The 16,475-nt window shown below is 71.9% G+C and carries 15 protein-coding genes; 8 read left to right on the forward strand and 7 right to left on the reverse strand.

Annotated elements, in window-relative coordinates; translation table 11 throughout:
- Positions 1-4: 4 nt before the first annotated feature.
- Entirely contained in the window at positions 5-2,155 is a 2,151-nt protein-coding gene (locus ACGFYU_RS09910; protein WP_393826790.1) for a SpoIIE family protein phosphatase, read from the forward strand.
- 167 nt (positions 2,156-2,322) lie between these two features.
- Positions 2,323-3,387, forward strand: a complete 1,065-nt coding sequence (locus ACGFYU_RS09915) for an AI-2E family transporter (RefSeq protein WP_393826753.1) — start codon at positions 2,323-2,325, stop codon at positions 3,385-3,387.
- Between the two features lie 14 nt (positions 3,388-3,401).
- Here ACGFYU_RS09915 and ACGFYU_RS09920 read toward each other — a convergent pair whose 3' ends face one another.
- Positions 3,402-4,397 carry a pirin family protein gene (locus ACGFYU_RS09920; RefSeq protein WP_393826754.1) on the reverse strand — a complete coding sequence of 332 codons (996 nt, stop codon included), beginning with the start codon at positions 4,395-4,397 and terminating at the stop codon, positions 3,402-3,404.
- A gap of 262 nt (positions 4,398-4,659) precedes the next feature.
- Here ACGFYU_RS09920 and ACGFYU_RS09925 point away from each other — a divergent pair, with 262 nt between their 5' ends.
- Entirely contained in the window at positions 4,660-4,932 is a 273-nt protein-coding gene (locus ACGFYU_RS09925) for a hypothetical protein (RefSeq protein WP_393826755.1), read from the forward strand.
- Positions 4,933-5,044: 112 nt separating this feature from the next.
- On the opposite strand, the gene ACGFYU_RS09930 is transcribed toward ACGFYU_RS09925, so the two are convergent.
- A complete protein-coding gene (locus ACGFYU_RS09930) occupies positions 5,045-5,503 on the reverse strand; it encodes an SseB family protein (protein WP_327263523.1) in 459 nt (152 codons plus the stop codon).
- Positions 5,504-5,678: 175 nt separating this feature from the next.
- Here ACGFYU_RS09930 and ACGFYU_RS09935 point away from each other — a divergent pair, with 175 nt between their 5' ends.
- From ACGFYU_RS09935 to ACGFYU_RS09945, 3 genes are all read left to right on the forward strand, one after another.
- Positions 5,679-7,505: an acyl-CoA dehydrogenase gene (locus ACGFYU_RS09935; protein WP_393826791.1), complete on the forward strand. Its 1,827-nt coding sequence runs from the start codon at positions 5,679-5,681 to the stop codon at positions 7,503-7,505.
- A 148-nt stretch (positions 7,506-7,653) separates the two neighbouring features.
- Positions 7,654-8,382, forward strand: coding sequence for a hypothetical protein (locus ACGFYU_RS09940; RefSeq protein WP_393826756.1), 729 nt, complete (start codon positions 7,654-7,656; stop codon positions 8,380-8,382).
- Positions 8,383-8,481: 99 nt separating this feature from the next.
- The gene (locus ACGFYU_RS09945; RefSeq protein WP_393826757.1) at positions 8,482-9,774 is read left to right on the forward strand and encodes a M18 family aminopeptidase; all 1,293 of its coding nucleotides are present in this window, start codon (positions 8,482-8,484) and stop codon (positions 9,772-9,774) included.
- A 44-nt stretch (positions 9,775-9,818) separates the two neighbouring features.
- Here the strand turns inward: ACGFYU_RS09945 and ACGFYU_RS09950 are convergent, their stop codons facing one another.
- From ACGFYU_RS09950 to ACGFYU_RS09965, 4 genes are all read right to left on the reverse strand, one after another.
- On the reverse strand, positions 9,819-11,633 hold the full coding sequence (locus ACGFYU_RS09950; protein WP_393826758.1) for an NHL domain-containing thioredoxin family protein: 1,815 nt from the start codon (positions 11,631-11,633) through the stop codon (positions 9,819-9,821).
- 61 nt (positions 11,634-11,694) lie between these two features.
- Entirely contained in the window at positions 11,695-12,531 is an 837-nt protein-coding gene (locus tag ACGFYU_RS09955; protein ID WP_393826759.1) for a hypothetical protein, read from the reverse strand.
- A gap of 122 nt (positions 12,532-12,653) precedes the next feature.
- The gene (locus ACGFYU_RS09960; RefSeq protein ID WP_393826760.1) at positions 12,654-13,175 is read right to left on the reverse strand and encodes a DUF4240 domain-containing protein; all 522 of its coding nucleotides are present in this window, start codon (positions 13,173-13,175) and stop codon (positions 12,654-12,656) included.
- Between the two features lie 28 nt (positions 13,176-13,203).
- The gene (locus ACGFYU_RS09965) at positions 13,204-14,007 is read right to left on the reverse strand and encodes a hypothetical protein (RefSeq protein ID WP_393826761.1); all 804 of its coding nucleotides are present in this window, start codon (positions 14,005-14,007) and stop codon (positions 13,204-13,206) included.
- A 32-nt stretch (positions 14,008-14,039) separates the two neighbouring features.
- Between ACGFYU_RS09965 and ACGFYU_RS09970 the strand changes: the two genes are divergently transcribed.
- Positions 14,040-14,534, forward strand: a complete 495-nt coding sequence (locus tag ACGFYU_RS09970) for an LURP-one-related/scramblase family protein (RefSeq protein ID WP_393826762.1) — start codon at positions 14,040-14,042, stop codon at positions 14,532-14,534.
- 79 nt (positions 14,535-14,613) lie between these two features.
- Here ACGFYU_RS09970 and ACGFYU_RS09975 read toward each other — a convergent pair whose 3' ends face one another.
- On the reverse strand, positions 14,614-15,408 hold the full coding sequence (locus ACGFYU_RS09975) for a carbon-nitrogen family hydrolase (RefSeq protein WP_393826763.1): 795 nt from the start codon (positions 15,406-15,408) through the stop codon (positions 14,614-14,616).
- 175 nt (positions 15,409-15,583) lie between these two features.
- Here ACGFYU_RS09975 and ACGFYU_RS09980 point away from each other — a divergent pair, with 175 nt between their 5' ends.
- Positions 15,584-16,408: a maleylpyruvate isomerase family mycothiol-dependent enzyme gene (locus tag ACGFYU_RS09980; RefSeq protein WP_393826764.1), complete on the forward strand. Its 825-nt coding sequence runs from the start codon at positions 15,584-15,586 to the stop codon at positions 16,406-16,408.
- The last annotated feature ends 67 nt before the right edge of the window (positions 16,409-16,475 follow it).

Below are 16,475 nucleotides of genomic sequence, written 5' to 3' on the forward strand. Positions count from 1 at the left end.
CCGGGTGCGCACCGAGGACGTCCTGGCCGCCATCGCGACGGGCCTGTGGCGATGGGACAACGCCTCCGGGACGGTCACCCTCGACAGCGAGGCCGCCCGGCTCCTCGGGCTGCCCGCGGAGCCCGTGGAGCTCCCGGAGGTCGCCGTACGGTCGCGGTTCCACCCGGTCGACTGGAACGAGATCAACGGCATCGTCAACCTGGCCGTCGCCGAGGGCACGCTCGCCGAGGCCCGGCTGCGGATCATGGACGAGGACGGGCGCGTCCTGCGGACCGTGCGCAGCCGCTCGAAGCCGCTGGAGAACCGGGCCCCCGACGGCCGCCTCGACTACGAGCTGATCGGCACCATCCAGGAGATCGCCGAGCCGCAGCCCGGCACCACGGCCGCGCACACCCCGATCACCGGCGACTGGCGGCGCTCCCGCGAGGCCTTCCTGCTGGACGCGGGGCGGGCGCTCGCCGAGGCCCGCTCGACGGCGGAGGTGCTGCGGGTCGCGGCCTCGCTGTCCATGCCCGGCTTCAGCCCCGACGGACTGGCCGTCTTCGGGGTGGCCGGGGAGCGGCTGTCGATCATCGGGCACCACGGGCACGACGCCGGGGACGAGAGCCCCTTCGCGGACATGCGGGTGGAGACGGACTACCCGGCCGCGGAGGTCGTCCGTACCGGCCGGGCGATCTACCTCCCCAGCCCCGAGGACTACAAACGCCGCTTTCCGGCCACCTGGCCGCTCGCCCAGCGCTTCGGGCGGATCTCCTGGGCCTTCCTGCCGCTGATCGTCGCCGGACGGACCATGGGGGCCTGGATGGCCGCCTTCAAGCACCCGGTGTCCTTCTCCCCCGACGAGCGGTCGGTCCTGACCACCGTGGCCCGGATGCTGGCCCAGGCGCTCCAGCGCGCCGGGGTGGCCGAAAGCGAGCGGGAACTCAGCACCGGCCTCCAGCGGTCGATGATGCCGCAGCTCGGCCCGGAGATCCCCGGCATGCGGATCGCGGCGCGGTACGTCCCGACCGGCGGCGGGCTCCAGGTCGGCGGCGACTGGTACGACATGATCCCGCTGCCGTCGGGACGGTTCGCCCTGGTCATCGGCGACGTACAGGGCCACGACGTGCGCGCGGCGGGGCTGATGGGCCAGCTGCGGATCGCGGTACGGGCGTACGCCTCGGAGGGGCACCGCCCCGACGCCGTGCTCTCGCGCGCCTCCCGCTTCCTGGCCGGCATCACCGATTCGTACGAGGACTCGGACGATCCGGGCCCGCGGTTCGCCACCTGCCTGTATGTGGAGTGCGACCCCCGGACGGGCATGCTGGAGGTGGCCCGCGCCGGCCACCCCGACCCCGCGATCCGGATGACGGACGGCACGGTCCTGATGCGGCCCACCGCGGGCGGGCTCCCCCTCGGGATCGTCCCCGACACCGACTACCCGACCACCCGGTTCACCCTGGAGCCCGGCGAGACGATGATGCTGTGCACCGACGGGCTCATCGAGACCGGCGGGCACGACCTGGACACCGGCTGGGCGCGGCTGCGCGCGATCCTGGAGTCCGATCCGGAGGAGTCCGGGGCGGGCCCGGAGCCGGGGCACCTCGAACGGCTGGCCGACCTGCTGGTCCAGGCCGTGCACGGGCCGTCCTCGCACCACACCACAGGCCCGCTGGCCGACCGCCGCGAGGACGACATAGCCGTGGTGCTGCTGTGCCGCGAGGGCGAGGGCTGCGGCTGCGGCACCCCGCTGCTGCACCCGGCCCGGCCGGCCCGCCGCACGATGCTGACCGTGGCCCAGGCCGAGCCCGAGCGGATCGCGGGCGCGCGCCGGCAGATCCGGGAGCTGCTGCACGACTGGGCCGACGGGGAGCAGGTCGACTCGGCGGTGCTGATGGTCTCCGAGATGGTCACGAACGTACTGATGCACACCGACGGCGACGCGCTGCTCGTGGCGGAGGCCGTGGGCGAGCTGGGCGCGCGGCGGCTGCGCATCGAGGTCGCGGACGCGAGCGACGAGCTCCCGCACAGGCGGCACCCGGGCGAGATGGCCTCCAGCGGCCGCGGGGTGCTGCTGATGGAGATGCTGGCCGACACGTGGGGCGTGGACCCGCAGGGCGAGGGCAAGTCCATCTGGTTCGAGCTCTACGAACGGTCCAAGTCACCCGACGCGTAGGCCTCGGGCAGCCGGCAGCCGCATTCAGCCCCGCCAGCGTTTGAGGCAAGGGGCTCCCCACACCCGCGACGGCCCGGCCGGGCGGTCCGCGAGCGATGGCAGCGTGCCCGGTCCGGCACGCGATACGGCGTCAAGCCGCCGGGCAGCCCGCGTGGTTGGATGGCCGCGTGCCGAACTCCCTCCTCCCCGAGCCCGTGCGCAGGCTGGCCGCCTGGTGCGTCGTCTTCCTGCTGGTCACCGGGGTCGTCGCGGTGCTGATCTGGCTGTGCGTCACCTTCAAGACCGCCGTCACGCCCGTCCTGCTCGCCCTGCTCGGGACGGCCCTCCTCGGGCCGATGCACCGGCGCCTGATCCGCATGAAGGTGAACCGCTCCCTCGCCGCCGCCCTCACCTGCCTCGCCGTCGTGGCGGTGGTCGGCGGGGCGTCGTACGTCGTCGTCGCCGCGCTCATCGACACCGGCGACCAGATCGTCGCCTCCCTCAAGCGGGCCGGTCAGGACCTCGCCGAGCACTTCGGGGCCGCCGGCACCTCCCTGGAGGACCTCGCCGCCAACGCCAAGGAGCTGCTGACCAAGTTCGGCGGTACGGCCGCCTCCGGCGTCATCACCGGCCTCAGCGTCGTCGGCGAGATGATCGCCACCGCGATCCTCGCGCTCCTGCTGATCTTCTTCTTCCTGCGGGACTCCGACCACGCCGCCGGCACCCTGCGCTCGCTCGCGCCGCGCGCCACCGGGGACGCCCTGGAGGCCATGGCCCGCCGCGCGTTCGAGGCCGTCGAGGGGTTCATGCGCGGAACCACCTTCATCGCCGCCATCGACGCCGCCTGCATCACCATCGGCCTGCTGGTGCTGCGCGTGCCGGGCGCGGTCGGGCTCGGCGCGCTCGTCTTCGTCGGCGCCTACATCCCGTACCTCGGCGCCTTCATCTCCGGCGCCGTCGCCGTCCTCGTCGCCTTCGCCGACCGCGGCTGGGCCATCGGCCTGTGGGCGCTGGGCGTGGTGCTCGCCGTACAGGTGCTGGAGGGGCACGTGCTCCAGCCCATGATCCAGAGCCGGACCGTGCAGATGCACCCGGCCGTGGTCATGCTGGCCATCACCGCCGGGGCCGGGGTCGCCGGGATCCTCGGGATGCTGCTGGCGGTTCCGCTGACCGCGGCGGCCTTCGGCATCGTGTCGGAGCTGCGGACCCGCTACGCCGCCCAGGCGGGGCCCGGGCCCGTGGGCCCCGCCTAGTAGTGCGCTGTGCTCTAGTCCTCGTCCGCCTCGCCCGTGCCCCGGTGGCCCAGCCCGGTCCGCGCGGTGGTCGGGATGGTGCCGAGCCGGCCCGCCTGGAAGTCGTCGAAGGCCTGCTGGAGCTCGTGCCTGCTGTTCATGACGAACGGCCCGTAGTGCGCCATCGGCTCCCGGATCGGACGGCCGCCGAGGAGCACGACCTCCAGGTCGGGGGTGTGGGAGTCCTGGGACTCGTCCGCCCGCAGCGTGAGCGAGCCGCCCTCGCCGAAGACGGCCGTCTGCCCGGTGTGGATGGGCCGGCGGTCCTCGCCGACCGTGCCGCGGCCGGCCAGTACGTACGCCAGGGCGTTGAAGTCCTCGCGCCACGGCAGGGTGACCTGCGCGCCCGGGGTGACGGTCGCGTGGATCATCGTGATCGGGGTGTGGGTGATGCCCGGGCCGTGGTGCCCGTCGAGCTCACCGGCGATCACGCGGAGCAGGGAGCCGCCGTCCGGGGTGGACAGCAGCTGGACCTGGCCGCCGCCGATGTCCTGGTAGCGCGGGGGCATCATCTTGTCGGACGCCGGGAGGTTCACCCACAGCTGGAGGCCGTGGAAGAGCCCGCCGCTGACGACGAGCGCCTCCGGCGGGGCCTCGATGTGCAGGAGGCCCGAACCGGCGGTCATCCACTGGGTGTCGCCGCCGTTGATGACTCCGCCGCCGCCGTTGCTGTCCTGGTGGACGAAGGTTCCGTCGATCAGGTACGTGACGGTCTCGAAGCCGCGGTGGGGGTGCCAGGGGGTGCCCTTCGGCTCGCCCGGCGCGTACTCCACCTCGCCCATCTGGTCCATCATGATGAACGGGTCGAGGTACTGGTAGTTGATCCCCGCGAACGCGCGGCGCACCGGGAACCCCTCGCCCTCGAACCCACCGGGAGCGGTGGTGACGGCCAGCACCTTGCGCGGCACGGCCGCCTGCGGCTCCGCCACGCGGGGGAGCGCCAACGGGTTCTCAACAGTCACTGCGGGCATGGTCAGGACCTCCTTCTGCTCCGAGTTTAGTTGAAACTCGAACTTTCTGCCACACCCCGCAGAACAGTGCGCGGCCCCACGTCATTCCCCCTATCAACCCCGGGCCGGGATCAACCGTCCTCATACCGGGGAAGACCGCACCGACTACAAGGGGACACCGCATGACCAGCAGTTTCGGCAGGTTCCTGAAGCCTCTGGGCGCTTCGGCGGCGCTCGTCGCCCTCGGCTGGGCGGCCTGGCGGTGGGCGGCGACCGGATGCCGATGACGCCGATGCCGGGCTCGCCGTGGCCGTACCTGGCCACCTGGGGCGCCCTCTGCCTGGCCGGCTGCCTGCTCATGCGGTGGGCCACGGCGCGCGGGGGCGCCGAGGGCACCGACTACGTCGTCGGGGTACTCGCCTTCGCCGGCGTCCGGCTCTCCCTCGCCCACCGGCCGGAGCTACCGCTGCTGTGGACGTACGCCGCGGCCGTACTGGCGGCCGGGGTGGTGGCCGCCCTCCTGTGGCGGCGCTCGCGCGCACCCCGCCACACCTGAGACGCCGAAGGGCCCGCCCCCGCCGCGGACTGCGGCGGGGACGGGCCCCTGGCTTTACGGGCTGCGGACTACCGGCCGGCCGACCTCGAAGGCCATGCCGGTCGCCGGTCGGCTAGCCGTACATGCGGCGCATCGCGAAGTCGACCATCTGCTCGACCGCCTTCGCGTCGAAGACCATCCGGTGGTCGCCCTCCATGTCGAGGACGAAGCCGTACCCGGTCGGCAGCAGGTCGATCACCTCGGCGCCGGTGATCACGAAGTACTTGGACTCCTTGCCGGCGTACCGGCGCAGCTCCTTGAGCGTGGTGAACATGGGGATGACCGGCTGCTGCGTGTTGTGCAGCGCCAGGAACCCCGGGGTGTCGCCGCGCGGGCAGTAGACCTTCGAGGTGGCGAAGATCTGCTGGAAGTCCTCTGCGGAGAGGGACCCCGTGGTGAAGGCCCGCACCGCGTCGGCGAGCGACGGCGGGGACGGCTCCGGGTACAGCGGCGGCGCCTGCTGCGCGTAGCCCTGCGGGGGCTGCTGCGCGTACTGCTGCTGGGCGCCCGGGTTCTGGTCGTAGCCGTACATGGGGCGAAGCCTACCGACCGGCCCCTGCCCCCAGGACACGGATTTCCCGCCACGCTTGACGCTGGTCACAGTCGCCGGGAGGGGTTGCGTCTTATTACTGGTGGGTAGCATCATGGTGTTACCGATTGGTATGTACGAGGAACCTGTCTCCCCGAGCCTTAACGGAGCCGTCGCCATGGGGCACTACAAGTCGAATCTCCGCGACATCGAGTTCAACCTCTTCGAGGTGCTCGGCCGCGACAAGCTGTACGGCACCGGCCCGTTCGGCGAGATGGACACCGAGACCGCCAAGAGCATCCTGTCCGAGCTGACCCGCCTCGCCGAGAACGAGCTGGCCGCCTCCTTCGAGGACGCCGACCGCAACCCGCCGGTCTTCGACCCGGCCACCAACACCGCGCCGGTCCCGGCCTCCTTCAAGAAGAGCTACGAAGCCTTCATGGAGTCGGAGTACTGGCGCCTGGGCCTGCCCGAGGAGATCGGCGGCACCACCTCGCCCCGCTCCCTCATCTGGGCCTACGCGGAGCTGCTGCTCGGCTCGAACCCGGCCATCTGGATGTACTCCTCCGGCCCGGCGTTCGCCGGCATCCTCTTCGAAGAGGGCAACGAGGCGCAGAAGAAGGTCGCGCGGATAGCCGTCGAGAAGCGCTGGGGCTCCACCATGGTCCTCACCGAGCCGGACGCCGGCTCGGACGTCGGCGCCGGCCGCACCAAGGCGATCCAGCAGGAGGACGGCTCCTGGCACATCGAGGGCGTGAAGCGCTTCATCACCTCCGGCGAGCACGACATGGAGGAGAACATCCTCCACTACGTCCTCGCCCGCCCCGAGGGCCACGGCCCGGGCACCAAGGGCCTGTCCCTCTTCCTCGTCCCGAAGTTCCACTTCGACTGGGAGACCGGCGAGCTGGGCGAGCGCAACGGCGTCTACGCCACGAACGTCGAGCACAAGATGGGCCTCAAGGCCTCCAACACGTGCGAGATGACCTTCGGCGACCAGCACCCCGCCAAGGGCTGGCTGATCGGCGACAAGCACGACGGCATCCGCCAGATGTTCATGATCATCGAGTTCGCCCGGATGATGGTCGGCACGAAGGCCATCGCCACCCTCTCCACCGGCTACCTGAACGCGCTGGAGTACGCCAAGGAGCGCGTGCAGGGCCCGGACCTGGCCGACTTCATGGACAAGACCGCGCCCAAGGTCACCATCACGCACCACCCCGACGTGCGCCGCTCGCTCATGACGCAGAAGGCGTACGCCGAGGGCATGCGCGCCCTCGTCCTCTACACCGCCTCGATCCAGGACGCGATCCAGGTCAAGCAGGCCGCAGGCGAGGACGCCTCCGCCGAGATCGGCCTGAACGACCTGCTCCTGCCGATCGTGAAGGGCTACGGCTCGGAGAAGTCGTACGAGCAGCTCGCCCAGTCCCTGCAGACCTTCGGCGGCTCCGGCTACCTGCAGGAGTACCCGATCGAGCAGTACATCCGCGACGCCAAGATCGACACCCTCTACGAGGGCACCACGGCGATCCAGGGCCAGGACTTCTTCTTCCGGAAGATCGTCCGTGACCAGGGTGCCTCGCTGAACGTCCTCTCCGAGACGATCAAGAAGTTCCTGGCCGAGGCCGACGGCGGCGAGGACCTCGCCCCGGCGCGCGACGCGCTCGCCAAGGCCGCCGTCGACCTGGAGGCCATCGTCGGCCAGATGATCGTCGACCTCACCGCCACCGGCGAGGACGTCAAGAACATCTACAAGGTCGGCCAGAACACCACCCGCCTGCTGATGGCCTCGGGCGACGTGGTCGTCGGATACCTGCTGCTCAAGGGCGCGGCCGTGGCCGCCGAGAAGCTCGCGACCGCCTCCGCCAAGGACGTGCCGTTCTACACCGGCAAGATCGCCGCCGCGAAGTTCTTCGCCTCGCAGGTCCTGCCGGGCGTCTCGGTCCAGCGCGCGCTGGCCGAGGGCGTCGACAACTCCCTCATGGAGCTCGACGAGGCCGCCTTCTAGGCCCCACATTGCGTACGCGGTGTACGAACCGGTGGCCGGGCCCTCCGCGCGGGGGCCCGGCCACCGGCGCGTGCGCGGGGCCCTGTCCCTCGGCCCCCTGTCCTGCGGCTTTCCCCCGATGTCGGTGGTTCATGGGACGCTCGTACGCATGAGTCCACAGGATCAGCACGGCAGCAGGGGGTACTCCGTCCCCACCGGGCGCCCGTACGCCCTCAAGGAGCTGCAGGCGAGCCTGGGCAGCCTCGGTGACCACCTGCGCGAGCTGTACGACGGCGCCCACCCCGCCGAGTACGACAGCATCGCCGACGCGCTGTACGTGGCCTTCCAGACGGCCGCCGGACTGGCCCCCGCCAAGAGCTACACCGGCTGCCCCGAACACCCCAACGGCGCCCTCGACCCCGAGGCCCCCGAAGGCTGGGGCCGCTGCCTCATCTGCAACGACCGGCGACGCCTCGGACAGCGCCGGCACGGCGGCCCGGCCGCCGCCCCCGCCGGCGAGCAGCGCCGCCTCGGCTACCCGGTACCGGACGGCCCGTACACGCTCCAGCTGCTGCACACGTACCTGCGCACCGTCGAGGACCAGCGGTTCCACCTGGGCCTGTCCTCGCCCGCGGAGGACTTCGTCCGTATCGCCGACGACCTGCACCGCGCCTTCATCGTCGCCCGCGAACTGTCCCGGCCCCGCAACGCCTCCGGCTGCTCCGAGCACCCCGGAGCCCCCATCGACCCCGACGCGCCCCCCGGCGAGGCCTGTATCTTCTGCGCCGGACGCAAGAGACGCGCGCAGCGCTCCGCGCAGACCCCGGAGATGCTCCCGCGCATCCGCCGGGGTGAGCGCAGGCAGCTGCACCGCCGATTCGAGCGCCCGCCGGGCTGAGAATCGACGGGACCGCCGAACACAGGCGCGGGACCAGTCCTCTCGGCTATCCGCCGCAGTCCGGCCATGGCGAACACGACCGTCGTTAAGGTGAACCACATGAGCTCTCCCGCCCGCTTCGACCGCGGCCACACCGACGATCTGATGACCTTCCTGACGGCCAGTCCGTCGCCGTACCACGCCGTGGCCAACGCGGCCGAGCGGCTGGAAAAGGCAGGCTTCAGGCAGTTGTCGGAAACGGACGCCTGGGACGCGAGCACCGGTGGCAAGTTCGTGCTCCGCGGCGGCGCGCTCATCGCCTGGTACGTCCCGGAGGGCGCGGCGCCGCACACCCCCTTCCGGATCGTCGGCGCGCACACCGACTCCCCGAACCTGCGGGTCAAGCCGCTGCCGGACACCGGCTCGCAGGGCTGGCGGCAGATCGCCGTCGAGATCTACGGCGGGACCCTGCTCAACACCTGGCTCGACCGCGACCTCGGCCTGGCCGGGCGGCTGACCCTGCGCGACGGCACCGAGCGCCTGGTGAACGTGGACCGCGCGCTGATGCGCGTACCCCAACTCGCCGTGCACCTGGACCGGTCGGTGAACACCGACGGCCTCAAGCTCGACAAGCAGCGGCACATGCAGCCGATCTGGGGCCTGGGCGAGGTCCAGGAGGGCGACCTGATCGCCTTCCTGGAAGAGGAAGAGGGCCTGCCGCAGGGCTCGGTGGCCGGCTGGGACCTGATGGTCCACTCGATCGAGCCGCCCGCCTACCTCGGCCGAGACCGCGAGCTGCTGGCCGGCCCGCGCATGGACAACCTGCTGTCGGTGCACGCGGGCGTCGCGGCGCTGGCCGCCGTCTCCACGGCCGGCAAGCTCGACCACATCCCGGTCCTCGCGGCCTTCGACCACGAGGAGAACGGCTCCCAGTCGGACACCGGCGCGGACGGCCCGCTGCTGGGGAACGTGCTGGAACGTTCAGTCTTCTCGCGCGGCGGCTCCTACGAGGACCGCGCGCGGGCCTTCGCCGGCACCATCTGCCTCTCCTCGGACACAGGCCACGCCGTGCACCCCAACTACGCGGAACGGCACGACCCCTCGCACCACCCGCGCGCCAACGGCGGCCCGATCCTGAAGGTCAACGTCAACCAGCGCTACGCGACGGACGGCAGCGGCCGCGCGGTGTTCGCGACCGCCTGCGAACGGGCCGGCGTGCCGTGGCAGACCTTCGTCTCCAACAACTCGATGCCGTGCGGCACGACGATCGGCCCGATCACGGCCGCCCGCCACGGCATCCAGACCGTGGACATCGGCGTCGCGATCCTCTCGATGCACAGCGCCCGCGAACTGTGCGGCGCGGACGACCCGTACCTCCTGGCCAACGCCCTGGTGGCCTTCCTGGAGGGCTGAGCCCCCAGGAAGGCCGTACGGACCCGTCCTGCGGGCGGTACGGGTTACCCCTCGTCGTCCATCCCGGCGAGGACGAGGGGCAGCCGGGAGGCGCCGTCGGCCGAGACCCGGACGGGCACGCCCCAGTCCTGCTGGTGGACGTGGCAGGCCGGGTATTCGTTGTCGGGGTCGTCGTCGCAGGACGCCGCCATCGCGGAGACGTGCAGCACGCCCTCGGTGACGCCGTCCGCGAGGACCAGTTCCCGGAAGAGATCGGTCCCGGAGCCCTCCCCGGCCGCCAGCAGCCCGGGCGGGGTCGAGGAGACCAGCAGGCGCGTCGACGGCCCGTAGCGGGTGTCGAGCTTCTGCCCGGTCGGGGCCTGGAACACGATGTCGAGGCGGAGCGCGCCGGGAGCCACCTCGGTCGCCGCCCGCTGCGTGCGGTGGGCCACGGACTCGACCCGTACGGCCTCCTCCGGGAGCCGCAGCCGGGTCAGCCGGTGACGGGCCGACTCGACGACCACGATGTCCGCGTCGACCAGGACGGCGTCGCTGGGCTCGCGCAGATCGGTGGCGAGCGTCGTCACCTGCCCGGTCGCCGGATCGAACCGCCGCAGCGCGTGGTTGTACGTGTCGCACACCGCGACCGAGCCGTCCGGCAGGGCGGTGACCCCGAGCGGGTGCTGGAGCAGGGCCTGGCCCGCCTCCCCGTCCCGGTGCCCGAAGTCGAACAGCCCGGTGCCGACGGCCGTGTGCACGATCCCGTCCGTGTCGATCCAGCGCAGCGCCGAGGTCTCCGAGTCCGCGATCCACAGCCGGTCCCCGGCGGCGGCGAGCCCCGACGGCTGCGCGAACCACGCCTCGGCGGCGGGCCCGTCGTGCAGCCCCTCGTTGGTCGTACCGGCGGCGACCTCGACGGTGCCGCTCTCGGGGTCGTACGTCCACAGCTGGTGGACACCGGCCATCGCGATCCACACCTTGCCCTGCCACCAGGCCACGTCCCACGGCGACGACAGGTCCACCTCCAGGGCGGGCCCGGAGGTGGGCGAGCCCTGCCACCACTGCCGCCCGGTCCCGGCGACGTGCTCGATCACGCCGGTGGCGGGGTCGTAGGTACGCAGCGAGTGGTTGACGGTGTCGGCGACGACCACCTTCCCGTCGGGCAGCAGCGCGAGCCCCTGCGGCTCGCGGAAGTCGCCCTCCCCGATCCGCCGTACGACGCTCTCCCCGTCGGCGGCCAGCTCCACGAGCTGGTGCCGCGTCGAGTCCGACACCAGGAGGTTCCCGGAGGCCAGCCGGAGCGCCTTCCCGGGGAACCGCAGATCGGTCGCCACCGCCTCGGGCGCCACGTACGGCCCGTCACCGCGCCGCAGGGTCCCCTTGGCCTCGTGCTCGGCCTCCAGCTCCTCGACGAGCCGCGCGATGGCGTGCGCGTGCCCCTCACCGGCGTGCTGGGCGACGATGTACCCCTCGGGGTCGATCACGACGAGCGTGGGCCAGGCCCGTACGGCGTACTGCTTCCAGGTCGCGAGCTCGGGGTCGTCCAGCACGGGGTGGTGCACCTCGTACCGCTCGACGGCATCCACCACGGCGGCGTGGTCGGCCTCGTGCACGAACTTGGGCGAGTGCACGCCGATGATCACGACGGTGTTCCGGTGCTTCTCCTCCAGCTCGCGCAGCTCGTCGAGCACGTGCAGGCAGTTGATGCAGCAGAAGGTCCAGAAATCGAGGATCGTAATGCGTCCTCGCAGGTCGGCGAGGCTGAGCTCTTTCCCACCGGTGTTCAGCCAGCCGCCCTTGCCGATCAGCTCGGGGGCACGGACACGGGCACGGCGGCGGGGCTCGGGAGCGGGGGTGGGCTCCGGGGCGGCATCGTTCATGCTTCAAGCTTGCCATCCGCGCATGAACGCCCGGTCACGCCCGTGCGACGAGGGGCGGGGGTCAGCCGCGGGAGTAGGAGCCGATGCCGACCAGGCAGTAGACGTACTGGTTGATGACGGAGCCGTTGAGCGTGTAGCGGTGGGAGAAGGCGTACTCGGTCTTGGGGTAGTCGTCGCAGCGGTTCATGTCGGAGGTCATCGGGATGCTCGCGATCACCCGGTAGTGGGCGTCGGAGGCCGAGCAGGAGACCTCCTCCACGTTGTCGACGCGCTGGGCCGTCTCCGAGTCGGGGAGGGTTCCGTTGAGGCAGGTGCCCTTGTCGTACGGGCTGGGCGCCGCCGGGGCCGCTTCCGTGGTCGCGGGCGCGGCGGGGGTGGAGCGGTACGAGGGGCTGGAGGGCGGGCTGTAGGAGGAGCTGTAGGAGGGGTACGGGGAAGGCGAAGAGGCGCTGGCCGACGGGGTGGACGTCGAGGAGGCGGAGTTCTTGTGGTCGGTGTCGTCCCCGGAGTTGACCATCACCAGGCCGACGATCACGGCCACGATGAGGCCGACCCCCAGCAGGCATCCGGCGGCGCCCTTCCTGGCCGGCTGTCCGGGCTGCGGCGGGCCCGCGGCCCCGGCGGGCGGCCAGCCCGGGACCTGGGACTGCGCCTGGGTCGGGGTCTGGCTGAAGTACGGGCTCGGGGCCGGAGCCGGGGCGGCGGGGCGGGTCGCGCCGGCCACCCGGATCCGGGCCAGCACCTCCTGGCCGCCGACCCGCGCCCGGACCAGTTCGCCGTCCCGCGTCCCGGACGGAATCCGCAGGCGGGCGGGCCCGGTGGGGAGGGTTACGGTCAGGATCACGCCGTAGGCGGCCTGTTCGGGAGTGATCGTTAAGTCGAGTTCCTGCGACGACACCGGATGCTCCTCGGGGCGTAGGGGGCGCAGGCCGCCGGACGGACCTCCCAAAAGTGTGCCCAAGGCATCCGGGCTGACGCAGGCATTCCGCCGAGATCAGGCCAACTCCCGGGCCGCACTCCCTAGTCGAAGAGGGCGCTCAGGCGCGGGAGGCGGGCAGCGGTCTCCTGCGTGTCGTCGAAGTCGAAGTCCCAGGCGGGGTCCAGGGGCGGGTAGTCGATCGTGAAGGAGTCCTCCGGGAGCTCCCGGCCCGTGGCGGACTCGTAGGCGGTCCAGGCGATCGAGAGGGCCTCCTCGTCCGCCAGCTCCAGGCCCTCCGCCGCGGCCTCGCGGACCGCGGGGTGGTCCGCCAGGGAGTCCGCGTCGGCCAGGGCCGCCTCGAAGGCCGCCCGCCCCTGGGTGAGGAGCCAGCCGCGGAAGTAGTCGAACCCGTCGTCCGAGCAGCCGCCGTTGATGACGTGGGCCGCGGCCCAGAGCGGGGCGCGGTAGGACTCCGACAGCAGGTCCCACAGCACCTGCTGGGCCCCGGTTATCTCCGTCTCCGGGCGCCCGGCGAGCAGCTCCGCCGCGCGCTCCGCCACCCGGTCGTCCGCCACGTCCGCGCGGGCCGTCTCGATCAGCTTCCAGAAGGTCTGCTTGTCCATGACGGGAGCCTCGCACCCGGGTCTGACATCAGGACAGGAAGCTGTGGAGGGAGCGCGTGAGCGCGGTGACGAAGGCGTCCTGGGTCTCGGCCGGGAGGAGGTCGAGGGAGAGGTACGGGTTCAGGTCCTCCAGCTCGACGAGGAGCAGCTCGCCGGAGGGCGCCCGGCAGGCGTCCACCCGCTGGATGCCGTGGCCGAGGGTGTTCCACTCGATGAACGCGCGGGCGAAGGCCAGGTCCGCCGCGGTCGGGGCGTAGGGCCGCAGCTCCCAGCGGCGGGCCGGGTCCGGGGCGTAGAGCGCGTACTGGAAGGCGTCGTCGACGAAGTAGAAGGAGACCTCGTACGCGAAGTCGACGCGCGGTTGGATGAGGACCTCCCCGGCCGGGCCCGTCGGGGTCGCGGTGAAGGTGAGGCCGATGGAGTCCGCGCCCTGCTTGGGCTTGACCGCGTACGAGGGGACCTGCGGCAGCTCCGCGAGCCGGGCCGGGTCGTCGACGGTCGGGATGACCGGGTAGCCGGCGGCCGTCAGGTCGAGGAGGTACTGCTTGCCCGCCATGTCGCCGCGCCCGGTGAGCGGGTTGTAGACCCGGGTCCCGGCGGCGAGCGCCGCCGCGCGGAAGGAGTCGTACGCCTCCTGGTAGTGCAGGACCGGCCCGCTGTTGCGGACGACGACGGCGTCGAAGCCGCTGCCCAGGAGGGCCTGCGCGTCCCGCGGATGGCACAGGGCCAGCGCGAAGTGCTCCCGCAGGCGGGAGGTGAGGAATATGTCCTCGTCGCAGTAGCGGCGGCCGCGCGCCGGGTACGCCAGGTCGGTCACGAAGAGCAGAGGCATGCCGCAAACCTATCGCGGGCACGGATCAGCGCATGAAATACCTCGTACGGGACAAACTGCTGGCCATCGGGGACGACTACTGGATCGAGGACGAGGACGGCCGGCACGCCTTCCTCGTCGACGGGAAGGCGCTGCGGATCCGGGACACCCTGGAACTGAAGGATCCGGACGGGCGGATCCTGATCACCCTGCGGGAGAAGCTGTTCGGCTTCCGCGACGCGATGACGCTGGAGCGCGACGAGCGGCGGCTCGCGGTGATCCGCCGGAAGCGGCTCTCCCTTCTGCGCAACCACTACCGGGTCACCCTGGTCGAGGGCACCGAACTGGACGTCAGCGGGCGGATCCTGGACCGGGAGTTCAAGGTCGAGTACGAGGGCGAGCTGCTCGCGCTGATCTCGCGCCGGTGGTACCGGATCCGCGAGACGTACGCGGTGGACGTGATCCGGGAGGACGCGGACGCGGCGCTGCTGATCGCGGTCGCGGTGTGCGTGATCCGGATGGCCGAGAAGGAGCGCGAGGCGGTCTGACGCCGAAGGGGCCGAGAGACCCGGGGCTCCGCCCCGCACCCCGCTCCTCACACCCCGGCGGGGCCGGATTTCGGCCCCGTCATCGGGTCGGGGGGCGCAGGCCCAGCATGCGGTCCTTGAGGGCCGGGAACTGCTCGCGGGTGTCGGCGACCTTCGCCGGGTCGAGGTCGACCGTCAGGACGGCCTCGCCGGGGCCCGCCTCCGCGAGGACCTCGCCCCAGGGGTCCACCACCAGGCTGTGTCCCGCCTGCTCGACGCCCGCGTGGGTGCCGGCCAGCCCGCAGGCGAGGACGTACGACTGGTCCTCCACGGCGCGTGCCCGGCTGAGCAGGGTCCAGTGCGCGCGGCGGCGCGCGGGCCAGCCGGCCGCGACGACCATCGTGGTGGCCCCGGCGTCGACGAGCCCGCGGAACAGCTCGGGGAAGCGCAGGTCGTAGCAGGTGGCGATGCCGAGGGTCTGCTCCGGCAGCTCCACGGTGGTGAGGGTGTCGCCGGGCGTCATCAGGACGGCCTCGCCCTGGTCGAAGCCGAAGCGGTGGATCTTGCGGTAGGTGGCGGCCAGCTCGCCCGCCGGGGAGAGGACGAGGGTGGTGTTGTAGAGCGAGCCGTCGCCCGCGCGCTCCACGATCGAGCCGGCGTGCAGCCAGGCGCCGGCGTCGCGCGCGGCCTTGGACATGGCCTCGTAGGTCGGGCCGTCGAGCGGTTCCGCCTCCGTCTCGAACTGTTCGTAGGCGAAGGCCCCGACCGTCCACAGTTCGGGCAGGACGACGAGGTCGGAGCCGGCCTGGTCCCGTACGAGATCGGCCGCGCGGGCCCGCCGGGAAGACACCGACTCGCCCTCGTTCACTGCGATTTGGATCAGCGAGGCGCGCACATTACCACCGTCCTGGCGTTCAAGCCGTCAACTCGGGCCTACGATCGTCACACGAAAGCACTGCCGGGGTGCTCACCGGCAGCGTAGTTTTGGAATCCGAGTCTCCGATGTCCAGAGCTTCCAGAGCTTCCAGAGCTTCCAGAACGCGCCACTGAACAGCACGCGAGGGGTCCCGTTGACCGTCCATCCCAGCCTCCAGCACTATGCCGACGCGTGGACCCATTCCATCGAGGCGATATCCGAGCTGGTCCTCCCGTTGCCGGAGGGCGAGTGGAACCGGGCGACGCCGTGCCCGGGATGGTCGGTCCGTGACGTCGTGTCACACATCATCGGCATCGAATGCGAGCAGCTCGGGGACCCGCGGCCGATCCACACCGTGGCGCGGGACCTGCGGCACGTGGTGGACGAGTTCAGCCGGTACATGGAGGTGCAGGTCGACGTACGGCGGCACCACACCGCGCCGGAGATGACCTCGGAGCTGGAGTACACGATCATCCGGCGCTCGCGGCAGCTGCGGGACGAGAAGCGGGATCCGGCCACGATCGTGCGGGGGCCGCTGGGCGACCAGGTGACGCTGGAGCACGCGTTGCGGCTGCGGGCGTTCGACGTGTGGATCCACGAGCAGGACCTGCGGGCGGCGCTGCGGGTGCCGGGGAACTGGGATTCGCCCGGGGCGTACGTGGCGCGGGACATCCTCCTCGCCGGGCTGCCGAAGGTGGTCGCGAAGCGGGCGGCCGCGCCGGCGAACTCGGCGGTGGTCATCGACGTGCACGGGCCACTGGAGTTCATGCGGACGGTACGGGTGGACGCGGAGGGTCAGGGGACGCTGGACAAGGCGCCGTCGCTGGGGCCGGCGGTTTCGCTGACGCTGGACTGGGAGACGTACGTGCGGCTCGCCGCCGGGCGGGTCCGACCGGCCGCGGTCGCCGACCGGGTGAAGGTCGAGGGCGACGCCGAACTGGCGGACGCGATCCTGACCAACTTCGCGGTCACCCCGTAACCCCGGCTCCCCTGAAAACGCCGGCGGGGTTGGGATTGCCCTGCGGGCAATCCAGCCGCACTGGGCG

This window comes from Streptomyces sp. NPDC048337, assembly GCF_043201175.1.
In the GTDB taxonomy this organism is placed as follows: domain Bacteria; phylum Actinomycetota; class Actinomycetes; order Streptomycetales; family Streptomycetaceae; genus Streptomyces.

Coding starts and splice junctions, on each gene's coding strand:
- ACGFYU_RS09930 (WP_327263523.1), bottom strand. CDS start 5,503: ATGTACGGCTACGACCAGAACCCGGGCGCCCAGCAGCAGTACGCGCAG.
- ACGFYU_RS09925 (WP_393826755.1), top strand. CDS start 4,660: ATGACGCCGATGCCGGGCTCGCCGTGGCCGTACCTGGCCACCTGGGGC.
- ACGFYU_RS09970 (WP_393826762.1), top strand. CDS start 14,040: ATGAAATACCTCGTACGGGACAAACTGCTGGCCATCGGGGACGACTAC.
- ACGFYU_RS09940 (WP_393826756.1), top strand. CDS start 7,654: ATGAGTCCACAGGATCAGCACGGCAGCAGGGGGTACTCCGTCCCCACC.
- ACGFYU_RS09935 (WP_393826791.1), top strand. CDS start 5,679: ATGGGGCACTACAAGTCGAATCTCCGCGACATCGAGTTCAACCTCTTC.
- ACGFYU_RS09945 (WP_393826757.1), top strand. CDS start 8,482: ATGAGCTCTCCCGCCCGCTTCGACCGCGGCCACACCGACGATCTGATG.
- ACGFYU_RS09950 (WP_393826758.1), bottom strand. CDS start 11,633: ATGAACGATGCCGCCCCGGAGCCCACCCCCGCTCCCGAGCCCCGCCGC.
- ACGFYU_RS09965 (WP_393826761.1), bottom strand. CDS start 14,007: ATGCCTCTGCTCTTCGTGACCGACCTGGCGTACCCGGCGCGCGGCCGC.
- ACGFYU_RS09920 (WP_393826754.1), bottom strand. CDS start 4,397: ATGCCCGCAGTGACTGTTGAGAACCCGTTGGCGCTCCCCCGCGTGGCG.
- ACGFYU_RS09960 (WP_393826760.1), bottom strand. CDS start 13,175: ATGGACAAGCAGACCTTCTGGAAGCTGATCGAGACGGCCCGCGCGGAC.